General features: G+C 61.3%; 11 protein-coding genes and 1 pseudogene. 3 read left to right on the forward strand and 9 right to left on the reverse strand.

The features are described 5' to 3' along the window. Positions 1 to 16: 16 nt before the first annotated feature. Genes JNL55_RS10605 through JNL55_RS10625 form a run of 5 tightly spaced genes read right to left on the reverse strand, consistent with a single transcriptional unit; the run spans position 17 to position 4,963 of the window. Positions 17 to 1,348 carry a hypothetical protein gene (locus JNL55_RS10605; protein WP_293852789.1) on the reverse strand — a complete coding sequence of 444 codons (1,332 nt, stop codon included), beginning with the start codon at positions 1,346 to 1,348 and terminating at the stop codon, positions 17 to 19. 2 nt (positions 1,349 to 1,350) lie between these two features. Beyond that, positions 1,351 to 1,740, reverse strand: coding sequence for a hypothetical protein (locus JNL55_RS10610; RefSeq protein ID WP_293852790.1), 390 nt, complete (start codon positions 1,738 to 1,740; stop codon positions 1,351 to 1,353). Between the two features lie 28 nt (positions 1,741 to 1,768). Continuing rightward, the gene (locus tag JNL55_RS10615) at positions 1,769 to 2,719 is read right to left on the reverse strand and encodes a peptidoglycan-binding protein (protein WP_293852791.1); all 951 of its coding nucleotides are present in this window, start codon (positions 2,717 to 2,719) and stop codon (positions 1,769 to 1,771) included. Then, positions 2,716 to 3,405 (reverse strand): hypothetical protein, encoded by a 690-nt coding sequence (locus tag JNL55_RS10620; RefSeq protein ID WP_293852792.1) that lies wholly within the window; start codon positions 3,403 to 3,405, stop codon positions 2,716 to 2,718. Before JNL55_RS10620 ends, JNL55_RS10615 begins: the two co-directional genes overlap by 4 nt. A 4-nt stretch (positions 3,406 to 3,409) precedes the next feature. Next, positions 3,410 to 4,963: a hypothetical protein gene (locus JNL55_RS10625; RefSeq protein ID WP_293852793.1), complete on the reverse strand. Its 1,554-nt coding sequence runs from the start codon at positions 4,961 to 4,963 to the stop codon at positions 3,410 to 3,412. Between the two features lie 333 nt (positions 4,964 to 5,296). Between JNL55_RS10625 and JNL55_RS10630 the strand changes: the two genes are divergently transcribed. Together JNL55_RS10630 and JNL55_RS10635 are read left to right on the forward strand one after the other, a co-directional pair. Further along, positions 5,297 to 5,836, forward strand: coding sequence for a DUF4166 domain-containing protein (locus JNL55_RS10630; RefSeq protein ID WP_293852794.1), 540 nt, complete (start codon positions 5,297 to 5,299; stop codon positions 5,834 to 5,836). Positions 5,837 to 5,869: 33 nt separating this feature from the next. Beyond that, positions 5,870 to 6,019: pseudogene (locus JNL55_RS10635) on the forward strand (VOC family protein); the annotation flags it as partial. A 63-nt stretch (positions 6,020 to 6,082) separates the two neighbouring features. On the opposite strand, the gene JNL55_RS10640 reads toward JNL55_RS10635, so the two are convergent. From JNL55_RS10640 to JNL55_RS10650, 3 genes are all read right to left on the reverse strand, one after another. Next, a complete protein-coding gene (locus tag JNL55_RS10640; RefSeq protein ID WP_293852796.1) occupies positions 6,083 to 6,655 on the reverse strand; it encodes a VPLPA-CTERM sorting domain-containing protein in 573 nt (190 codons plus the stop codon). Between the two features lie 11 nt (positions 6,656 to 6,666). After that, on the reverse strand, positions 6,667 to 8,106 hold the full coding sequence (locus JNL55_RS10645) for an alkaline phosphatase PhoX (RefSeq protein WP_293852797.1): 1,440 nt from the start codon (positions 8,104 to 8,106) through the stop codon (positions 6,667 to 6,669). Between the two features lie 178 nt (positions 8,107 to 8,284). Beyond that, positions 8,285 to 8,902 (reverse strand): rhomboid family intramembrane serine protease, encoded by a 618-nt coding sequence (locus JNL55_RS10650; protein WP_293852798.1) that lies wholly within the window; start codon positions 8,900 to 8,902, stop codon positions 8,285 to 8,287. Positions 8,903 to 9,046: 144 nt separating this feature from the next. Between JNL55_RS10650 and JNL55_RS10655 the strand changes: the two genes are divergently transcribed. Continuing rightward, on the forward strand, positions 9,047 to 10,921 hold the full coding sequence (locus JNL55_RS10655; protein ID WP_293852799.1) for an MFS transporter: 1,875 nt from the start codon (positions 9,047 to 9,049) through the stop codon (positions 10,919 to 10,921). 123 nt (positions 10,922 to 11,044) lie between these two features. On the opposite strand, the gene JNL55_RS10660 is transcribed toward JNL55_RS10655, so the two are convergent. Next, the coding region (locus tag JNL55_RS10660; RefSeq protein WP_322111023.1) for a hypothetical protein at positions 11,045 to 11,591 on the reverse strand (547 nt) is incomplete at its 5' end.

Consider the following 11,591-nt stretch of genomic DNA (forward strand, 5'->3'; position numbering starts at 1 on the left):
CCGATCGCGGCCGTGCTTAAGACGGATCGGCAGTATCGGCGGCGGCCGGCCCCACCGGCTTGACGGCGGCCGCTTCAGTCCCGGTGTTATCGGATGGCTCGGTCAGCAGGTCCCGGCAAGTCATGCTCCAAAAATGCGGATCCGCAGCGGCCAGCCCGGGCTGTTCGCGGCGCAGCCGTTCGCATTCCGCTCGCATGGCTCGTTCGCCAGAGCGCACCTTCAGCTTGCTATCGTGATGAAGCGAGGATGCATAAATACCCAGCGTTCGCTCGATATAGTTCCGGCTGCTGATGGTGAAGCCATACGCCGAAAACCACGCCCCCAGCAACGCCAGTAACAACCAGACTCGCGCCGAACTCCGGCGTGGCCAATTGCGAGGCGTCGCAACTAATCTCACCAATAACACCAGCGCCACCGTCATACAGACCAGATGCGTGGCACCCAGCAGACCTTTCTGCGCTTGCCAGCGGTTCAGTTCGGCACTGAGTTCGACGCTGCGGCGGGTGTAGTTGGAAGCGTCGTAGTAATATTTCCTGGCGATGTGCATGGCCAGCTTGCAGCGACGGCCCCAATCTTTGTCGTCGACCGCGTAGTCGAATTTCACCTGTTCCAAGGTCGGGCAGGAGCTCATGGTTTCATGGCTGAGCTTGTTGGTCTGATCCGCCAGCAGCAGCGCCCCCGGACACCAAAGCGCTTGGCGCGATAGCGCACGGCGATGTTCGAACTTGGTGCTCGGCGTCGCTGGCGCCTCGGTGAGATCCAGAAAATGCGCATAACCTTCGCGCGACCAAAGCAACTCGTCGCCCAGGCCCGATGGCTCGATAACCACCCGCCCGCGTGCGACTTCGGGCCATTGGTCTACGCACGAATAGGCGACGCTACCGAAGTTCAGCGGCACCATCTCGCGTGCCTCTCGCCACCAGAACTTCTTCTCTGGCTGTGTCACACGCTCGAACATTGCGCTGAAGCGCAGATCGTTTTCCCGAGGCAGCCCGGCAGCCGCCACCCAACGAATGGGCGCCGCCGCAGTCGGTTCGCCATCGACGAAATCATCCACCGCGGAATCGAGCACGACGCCAAGACCGAAGATGGCGCAAGCGAACAGAGGAAACAGAAGCAAGGTGTGCAGCGAGTCGGAACGAGCCGCGGTCGCACCTTTTTTCTCCTCGGCCTCATCCACCGGCGGCCGCATCAAATCCCACAGCCCGACTCTGAACCATTCCAGAAAGGGCAGCTCTTTGGACTGACCGGCGCGCTGACAACTCCAATAGATCAACGCACAGCCGAACAGCGCCAGCGACCCGCCCAGCAATGGCCCGAATAAATTCCAGAGATCGACGGACAGCATCGCTAGTTATCTTTGGTTGCGGTGTCGGTCGCAGCGGTCTTTGCGCTCTCGGTGGTCTCGGCCTTCTCCGGCCGCATCACATCCAGCGCATTGATCATTGCGCCGAACACCAGCAACCACACCACAGTGGCAGCCAGCGGGCCGGGGATCTTGAAGTTCTCGCCGAACGCCAACGGCGCGGTCTCGGAGCTGCTGGGCCGAGCCACCGACCACGCCAGCAACACCACCATGGTGGCGATACCGACCGAAGCCAACACCATCAGCGGCCCAAAGTATCGATGGAATAATTCTTCGCGCTTCGACAACCACACCACGAACGGTAGCGAGGTCAGCACCAGCATCACCAGGACACAGGGAATACAACTGTCCGACTTCTTGTTGTTCAATCCCACGGCGCCTCCCGCCCGTAGCCAACGAATCCTAATTTGCTAGAGCCACACACAAACTCGGAATGCCGGCCGGATGCGGGTTCTGCGCCGAATCCGCCATGGCAGCGTTGAAGAAGCGCACGAAGCGATCGACATGATGACTGGTGCCGATCGGGTACTGGCGCACGCGCCACGGATTAGTCGATGAGTTGTTGTAGTAAATCCCGCCGGCGTTGTACGCCGCTGCGACTAACGGCGGATCGAAACGAGTGGTGCGCGCCTGGCGCCAGATGTAGGCAGCGCCAGCCGCGATCGATTCTTTGGGAACATACAAATCGTTCAGCCGCAATTGCGGCTGGTCTCGGGCTTCCCGTGCGGTGCTCAACAACGTTTGCATCAGACCGGCCGAGACCCGGTGCGGGGTGCGCTCGGGGTCGATCAGATCGCAACCGGGCTCCTTGCGCAGCGCCTTGGTGTTGCCGCTGGATTCGGTGCAAATGGTGGCAATGATCAGCTCGACGGGGACCGGTGTGCAGCCCGGGCCGGGCCCGATACTGGTCACCAAGGCCTGCGTGAAATCGCCGCGCACTCGCCTGACCAGCTGCAAATCGCCCGCGGTCGAATCGCGCACCTTGGCTTCGCCATCGATGACGACACCGGCGGCATTCACCAGCCAACTGCGACCGTCCTGATAGCGTCGATGAGAGGTCGTGAGATAGGTCTTGGCGTCCGCGCCGAGGACGTCCTCCAATCTGTAGTCGGGCGTGGCGGTCGCTGTGCCGTTGAGTTTGTTCCAAGTCGCCGCGCCGACGATGCCGTCGACCGTCAGACCCTGTCCGCGCTGATAATCCAAGACGGCGCGTTTGGTCTGCAGCCCGTAGATGCCGTCTTGGTCGAGCGACCGGCCGAGCGCGGTCGCCAGCAGAATCTGCAGATTGAATATGTCCTCGCCGCGCATCATCGGCGTGGCCAGCCACAGATGGCGTGTGAATGCGATGCTCATGGGCACCCCAACGCGCTGTTCAGATCCCTGATATCGACCGCCAACTGTTCGACGCGAACTTTGATCGCTGGCTCGACGATCTTCGGCGTCAGCAAAGCCGAGGCTTGCTGTAGCGGTGCGCACCGCTGCGATCTGTTTGCTAGCAAGAGCGCTTCGTTGGTCAGCACCTCGGCGCGGTAGAAACGTTCATAGCTCTTTGCCGCCGGCTGAGCTGCGGCAACACTGCTCAGTTGATCCGCCGCCGCTCGGATGGCTCCATTGAAAATCGGTTTGCTGGCGTCCGGCGCGTTCGTCCGCTGCGCTATTGCAACCTCAGCTTGGCGAACCGGCGCGTTGAGCTGAATCTTCTTGAATTCATCCATGAACTTGGGATCCACCGCCGCCGGCAGCGTCCTGGTGGCTGCACCAAACTCATCGAAGGTGCGCTCTAGAACCTCTGCTCGATTCGCGCCGGGGGCGGCCGCGGCCACCTGACACGACTGCGCGCGATAGAAATGCAACTCGGCACATTCGATACTGACCTTGTCGCATTTTCCTGGCTTCAGTACCGCCTCCTCCAATCCGCACTTGGCAGCATCGGACAGCGTGGTGCCCTTGATTTGCTCCAGTTCCTTGAGCGCCTCAGTCGCACAACCCGCGACCAGCGCCGCACACCCGAGCACGATCCCAGTGACAAAGATGTTCATGGCCTCACTCCTGACGGGGCGGCTCTTGTGTTTGGCGCGCGGACTCGGCCAGCGCTGCGCCCGAAGCGAGCGCCTGTTGCACCAACGGCAGCAGTTCGTTGTCGGTGAAGCCGGTTTGATTTTTCAAGATCTCGACCACCGCGGCGATGCGTTCCAATTCCGCCGCTACTCGGGCGTCGCGCCTCAATAGCGGCACCAATTCGAGCAGTGTGCGCAATTGGATGGGCACACCCTGCGGGGTGCCGTTCACCGGCGGCAGCTCCACCACCAGCGGCAAAGCTTCCAACACTCGTTTGAAATTCGCCGACTGCCGGACCTCTTCGATGGCTTCGAGCAGTTCGTCCTCGCTGAGGAAGGCGGCCTTGAAATCGGCGCTGGCGTACAGCTCTGCAGCCACTGTCGCGGCAGACCGCGGAGTGTTGTTGGCATCGCGCGCGAGTGCGGCTTTCACCAACGCGGTCGCGCCGGCGAGCTGGCCAGGTGGGAAGTTCGCGAGTCGAGTCTTGGCCAGCTCGGTCTGTTCCACGATCACGCCCGCCGTGGTGTCAGTCACGTCGATGGGCAATGCCGAACGGTCATACGGCTGCAGCAGCACGGCTTCGCGCCACTTCTGGAATTGTTCCTGCTGTTGGCGCAGCTTCAACCCCGCCAGCACCAGACCGCCGATGATGCCCGCCGGATTACCGGCGACTGCTGCGATCTGCACGCCCGAACTGAGTGCTCCTTTCAGCGTTGCGATGGCATCGCCGAACACGCCCGGCATGCCGACTTGTTCCAATTGGGGCAGCAGAGCCTCGGTCTTCTGCACCACATCCAACAGTTCCTGGCCGGTGACTTTGCCCCGGATGGCCAGGTCCACCGATTGCAACAGCGCATCGACCTTGCTCAAGGTGGACTGGGCATCGCCCGCCACGCTGGCACCGGACTGTTGCTGTTGTAGAGCGCGCGTGATCTGTCGATTTACTTCCAAGCGGCTGCGCATCGCGCCGAGCTTGGTGCGCGCTTCATCACTCTTCGGGTCGGCCGCCGCCGCACCGGCTCCGCCGGTAGCCGCTGTGCGCGCTGCTTCCTGCGCCTGAGTGGCTGCATTATCCGCCGATCTGATCGCTTCTTCGGCTCTGGCCGTGGCCGCGGCCGCTTGGGTATTGGCGGCGTTGGCCTCGTCGGTGGCTTGCTTGGCCTGCTGCTGCGCGCCCGACTCACCCGTGCGAGTACCGAAATAAAAACCGAGCACCGTGCCCAACAGACCGGAAATCTCACCCACGCCAGTCAGGCCAATGGCTTTGTGAGTCAACAAGATCAACAAACCAACGGCCACCAGCGCCAGCGCGATGATGGCCCGGATGGTGCCGTCGGGCACACCGAAGGGAGACATCTGTAGTAGCCGCAAAGTATCTAACAAACGCTCATCGCGCTTGGCAGCATCGCCCGAGCTGGCCAGGATGTTTGCTTGTGTTTCTTCCAGCGTGATCCGGAAGTTACGTTGTAACGACCACAGCCCGCACAGTAGTAGTGCAAAGATCGCGAAGGTGCCGCAGATCAGGATGATGGTGACCATGACTTGGTCGGCACGTTCGGCGGCAGTGACTGCCGTCTGCACCTGCGCCCACCCGGGACCAGGGACGGCACATGCCAATGCCAGGATGACGAGCAGCGCGGGCCGCCACGACCTTGTTGTTATCATTGCTGTTCCTTCGCTCAGCGCCGCTGAATTCGAATAATGGCTACGCTGCCTCACAATTTCTACCTGCTAAAGGGAGACTTGGCAACAGCAAACAAAACAAACGGCAGCGCGCAACGCAATTGTCCCCAAGGGCCGCTGCACTGCATGCTGCGCCGGAGTCCGTATAATTACGGGCGCACCACCCGCCATGACAGTTTGTTGAATTCGATGTCAGTACCGAGCCTGTACTCGAGACTTCTGGGCCCCGCCTTCGAGCAGCTCGCGCCCGTTCTGACGACCATTCACGACGCCCGCGCCAGCAAACTTTATGTCGGCCGGTGTGACATTCGTGGCGGCGATACGTCGCTCGCCAGAATCGCCGCCCGCTTCGCAGGACTGCCCCTCGCTCGTAACGACGTACCGCTGGAAGTCACAATCGGCGTTACCGGCAACAGCGAAACCTGGCTACGAAAATTCGGCACGCAGCAGCTGCAGTCGCGCCTGACAGATCGCAATCGATATCTGCAGGAGCGACTCGGCCCGATGGTGCTTGCATTTGCATTGACCGCCGAACGCGAACGTATCGTTTGGACCTTGCGCCGCGCGCGACTAGCTTGGCTTCCTATCCCTGTCACGTGGCTGTTGAAATGCACGGCGACCGAGGTCATCCAAGATGGACGCTACAGTTTCGATGTGAGCGCGCACGTGCGCGGCATTGGCCTGATCGTTCATTACCAAGGTTGGTTGGTCGAACAGGATCAGTCCTAGTAACGAGAATACGTGACCTTGCCGTTCAATCGCCAAGACGCCACTGCCGGCATGGCAGCCGGCGGCTCCGACGAAGGTGCGCCTGGCGAACGAACCAACTACGGAGTCGGGTACTACGGCGCGTATCTGCGCGACCCGGATGGCAACAAAGTTCACATCGTCCATCGCGGCGATATGAAATGAAACAAGGCCGCGCCGTGGAAGTGGCGCGGCCTTCGAGTGGACTCCGTTCCTAGCAAGGCTCCATCAAGCGGCGACGCGACGGCGGCGTCCGAACACTCCCATGCCGGCCAGCGCCGAGCCGAGCAGCCAGAAGGCAGCAGGCAGCGGCACCGGAGCGACATTCACAGCCATGCTGTAAGCAAACAAACCTTCCAGCGGAAAGCCCGACTCGCCGCCAACGGCAATGGTGTACACACCGCTGCTCGGCAACACCAGATTCAACAAGCTGGTGCCGAGGGCACCAGTCACTGGATTGGTGCCAGCGACATATAAGTTATCGCCGAAGTCGCCGTAGTTACTGAAGCCGGGGATGAACAGCTCCTGCGCCTCGACCAGGCCCTGATACACACTGACGCCGAACTCGATGGCCGAAGAGTTCACCACGATGGACAACACGTCGCCCGCATTGGCAGTGAACGACCAGAAGTTGACCTGGTCGCCGTCCAGAGCATTCGACTGAATCCAGGCGTCGGAGCTGGTCACGCTGCCGGTCACAGTGCCGCCGCCTGTGACATCGCCGCTCAACACTTGAGCGAACGAGGCCACCGGCAGCAACAACACGGCCCACAGACAGATCGCACGAACGATACTTTTCATGGCGATACTCCTTACAGCGCGCCGTTGTCCCAAGGACCCGTGATGGCGAGCGTGATGCCCGGTGTCTGCAGGTTCACGAACATCCACTTTTCGTAGAAGCACGCGCCGGCCCACTCGGTGTTGGTGTAATTGCCGGCCGGAATCAGCGCGGCAACCTGACCACCGGCATTCAACGCTGCGTCGGCTTGCGCCAACTGCGCAGCAGTGAAGTTCATGCGGTTCTCCGCGAAGATGAAGGTGCCGCCACTCTGCGTCAGACCCCGCAAGCGCTGAATGCTGTTACCACCGTCTTCGCACAACACGATGCCGCCGCGCGGGCTGACAGCGATGTTGTCCGGCATGTTGACCTGGTTGCTGGCAATACCAGCGCCGGCCGAGTTGAACACCATCGTCAACGTTTCACGACGCGGGTCGTAGCAATACACCTGGCCCTGGCGAGCCACGCCACCGCTGGTGCTGACGAAATAGATCTTGCCGCTGTCGTAGTACGCGCCTTCCAGACGAGCGAACGCGGCGCGACCCGGAGCCGAGTTATAGATACGACCGTTGAGCGCTTCGACGTCCGTCACCTGCACCCACTCGACGTTCCAGGTAGTACCCGCGGCGAAGTCGACGTACACGCCATTCAAGCCGCTGAAGTTGAAGTTGTCGCTGCCCACCACCTTGAGCGCCCACAACGTGCCGCCCAGCTGCAGCTTGCCGTACTGATTCGGCACGAACTTGTAGAACGCGCTCGGCGTCACGTCTTCGGTCTGATACACGATGCCGGTCGCAGGATCGACAGCGACCGCTTCCCACTCGGACTTGCCCATCGCGCGCAGCGGCTGACCAGTGGCCGTGCCGTAGCCCGGCACTTCGAAGATCCAGCCATGGCGCACGCCCGCCGGAGAAACATCGCCCGCTTCTTCGCAGCTCAACCATGAGCCCCAAGGCGTGCGACCGCCGGCGCAGTTGCGCACGGTGCCGGTGAGCGATGCATACGAGCCAGTGAACTTGCCGGTCGCAGTGTCGAACAATACGTTGCTCGTACCGCCGCGAGCGTAAGTCGGGTCGTAAGCAGCTGGCGCGTTGAACGCGATGCCGCCAGTGCCCTGCTCATGATTACGGACCAGCACGATCTGGCTGCCCTTCGCCGCCACCACGGCCATGCCGTCATGCAGGCTCGGCGTGCGTTGCGCGTCGCTCATGGGCTGGCCGGTCCAGCCGTAGCTGCGATAAGTGAAGCCGGCAGGCAGCGCGATCAGCGGCAAGCCGGTGGTGAGATCGTTGACCGGAGCGACCGGACCATAATCATCCGAGTACGGCAGCTCGGCCGCACTGACTTCGCGACGCGCCAGCATCGCAGCGAACGAAATCGATGCGGCACCCACCACACCGTTACGAATGAATTCACGTCGATTAGCGACCGGGCGGATGTCAGCCACCGCCGTGTCCTGAGTTTGATCCGTCATGTGCAACCCCTACCGTTCTTGGGAATGAAATTCGACCGGCGGCAGGCTGCAAAGCCGTGGCTTGCGACTGCTGGCGCGGCGGCGGGGATTGTTGAGGGAAGCTATTTAGAGACGATGGCGCGGCGGCGAAGACTGAATGAACGGACGCGGCCGCGCCTGCAGCGATGTCAGTCGAAGGTCAGCGACCTGTCCGTCGCTGCGACATCCAATAACGAATGATGACGAAGCCGGTGGCCATGCCGCCGAGGTGGGCGAAGTGCGCCACGCCGGAAGCCGTCTGCGTCACACCCATCACCAGTTCGAAGATGCCGTACAGCGAGACGAACAACCATGCCGGCATCGGGATCGGCGGGAAGATCAACATCAACGTGCGGCGTGGATAGGCCATACCGAACGCGAGCAACAAACCGAACACGCCGCCAGAGGCGCCGACCACTGGAGCCGGCTCGAGGCCGGCGGCTGCCATCACGATTAAATGCATCACCGCGGCGCCGATGACGCACATCAAGTAATAAAACAGATAACGCTTGGAACCGAACAGCCGTTCGATATCCGAACCGAACATGAACAGCGCGAACATATTGAAAAACAGATGCTGCCAGCCGCCATGCAGGAAGCCGTAGGTGAGCAATTGCCACACCTGGAAGTCGGGATACCCAGCAGGCAGCTGCGGCGGCCACAACGCGAAGTACTGGTTGACCAAGCTCGCGTACGGACCGCCGGTGAACAACTGCAGGCCGAACACGATCACATTGATCAGGATCAGGGCTCGATTGAGCGGTGTAATACTCGGCATTGCGCTTCTATGGGGCCCGCACCACGAATAAAAAAGCCCACCATGCGGGTGGGCTCATAGGGGGATCGAGGTTACAGCAAGGGGTCCTGGATTTCGACCGCGGGGGGCTGCCGGGGTTCCCCAAAAGTGTAGGATGCCGGCCAAATGGCCCAACCGTCCCAATTCAAACTGCTGGCACAGCGACGCTTCGTACCATTCTTCGGCGCGCAAGCTCTGGGCGCGTTCAACGACAATGTCTACAAGAACGTGCTGGTCATCGTCGCCACCTACCAGGCCGCGAGCTACACCGCCCTGCCGCCGGAGCTGCTGACCAACGTCGCCGCCGGCCTGTTCATCCTGCCGTTCGTGCTGTTCTCGGGCATGGCCGGCCAACTGGCGGATCGTTACGACAAGGCGCTAGTGCTGAAAGCCGTGAAGGCTGCCGAGATCGTCATCATGGGGGTCGCGGGTTTCGGCTTCGCCACCCACAGCATGGAAGTGTTACTCGGCGCCCTGTTCTTGATGGGCATGCATTCAACTTTCTTCGCACCGGCCAAGTACGGCTTGTTGCCGGAGGTGTTGCGCGATTCGGAACTGGTCGGCGGCAACGCCATGGTGGAGATGGGCACGTTCGTCGCCATCGTGCTCGGCACCTTGGTGGCCGGACTGCTCGCGGCGGAAGGCAGCGTGTGGTTGATCGTGTCAGTGCTGATGGCCATTGCCGCTGTCGGCTTCGTTTGCAGTTTGGCGATTCCGAAACTGCAGCCGGCCGCGCCCACTTTAAAAATCGACTGGCGCCCGTGGACATCGACTTGGGAGAACTTGCGAGCCGCCAGCGAATCGCGCGTCGTCTTCCTGTCCATCCTCGGCATCTCTTGGTTCTGGTTCTATGGCGCCGTGGTGCTCGCGCAGCTGCCGCTCTATACAAAGACCGTGTTGGGCGGCAGCGAGCAAGTCGTCACCGTGTTGCTGGTGATGTTCTCGGCCGGTGTCGGTATCGGTTCGTTGTTGTGCGAACGCTTGTCCGGCCGGCAAGTGGAAATCGGCTTGGTGCCGTTCGGCTCCATCGGTCTCACGGTGTTCGCCATCGACTTGTTCTTCGCGACGCCAGCGCTGCCCGGCTCGAACTTATCAGCACAGGCCTTCATCGAAGCCCCCGGCTCGTGGCGCGTGTTGATGGACATGGCGCTGATCGGCGTCTTCGGCGGCTTGTTCATCGTGCCGCTGTACGCACTCGTTCAACAACGCACGCGTCGCGAAGTCATGTCTCGCGTCATCGGTGCCAACAGTATTCTCAACGCGGTGTTCATGGTCGTTGCAGCAGGCTTGGCCGCACTGGCACTGCATGCCGGACTGACGATTCCGCAGCTGTTGTTGCTGACCGGCGTGTTGAACGCCTTCGTCGCGCTTTATATCTACAGCTTGGTGCCGGAATTCCTATTGCGCTTCCTCGCCTGGCTGCTGGTTCACTTCGTGTATCGCCTGGAGCGTCGCGGCGTCGACCACATTCCCGAGCAAGGCCCGGCGTTGTTGATCTGTAATCACGTCGGCTTCGCCGATGCCATCGTGATCTCGGCCGGCTGTTCGCGCCCGGTGCGATTCATCATGGAAAGCAGCATCTTCAAGATTCCGGTGCTGAGCACGATTTTTCGCGGCATGAAGGCCATCCCGGTGGCACCAGCCAAAGAAGATCCGGAAGTCTACGAGCGCGCGTTCCAACTGGTTGCTGCCGAGCTGCGCGACGGCAATCTGGTTTGTATTTTTCCGGAAGGCAAACTCACGCCCAATGGTGAAATCGGCGAGTTCCGCGCCGGCATGATGCGCATCCTGAAAGAAACCCCGGTGCCGGTGGTGCCCATGTCGCTGTCAGGGCTGTGGGACTCGATATTCTCGCGCAAATACAAACAAGTGTGGAAGCGCGTGCCGCGCCGCTTCTGGGCCAAGATCAAGTTGACTGTGGGCGAACCGATCCCGCCGGAACAGGTCGACGTGCAGGTGTTGCGACAACGCGTGGTGGAGCTACGCGGCCCGGAACAATAGTCCGCCCAAAAAAGAAAAGCCCGCCGCGAGACGGGCTCAAAGGGGGATGGGTCAAAACATGCGACGGCTCATGTAACCACCGTCGCGCTGTCTTAGCACTCGTTCAAAAGTACCGCCGGCTCCTCACGCAGCCGTGCGATACGGGCGATACGCCAGATTCAAGTCACGCGCCACGGCTTCGCAAGTAATCGCACCGGCGTGCACATTCAAACCGGCCGCGAGATGCGGATCCGCTGCCAGCGCTTTCTCGACGCCAAGATCAGCCAGCTGTTTCACATACGGCAACGTCGCGTTCGTCAGCGCGAACGTCGAAGTGCGCGGCACAGCGCCGGGCATATTGGTCACGCAGTAATGCACGACACCGTCGACCACGAAGGTCGGCTCGGCATGGGTGGTCGGCTTGCTGGTTTCGAAACAACCGCCCTGGTCGATGGAAATGTCGACCATCACCGAACCCTTTTTCATTTTGCCGACCATGTCGCGCGTCACCAGCTTCGGCGCAGCCGCGCCCACCACCAGCACCGCACCGATCACCAGATCGGCCTGAGTCACCAACGACTCGATGGCTTCGGCTGTGGACGCCATGGTCTTCAAGCGACCGCCGAACAACGCATCCAGCTCGCGCAGACGCTTCAACGAACGATCGACGACAGTCACATCGGCACGCATG

Source organism: Steroidobacter sp. (genome assembly GCF_016790065.1).
Classification (GTDB): domain Bacteria; phylum Pseudomonadota; class Gammaproteobacteria; order Steroidobacterales; family Steroidobacteraceae; genus Steroidobacter.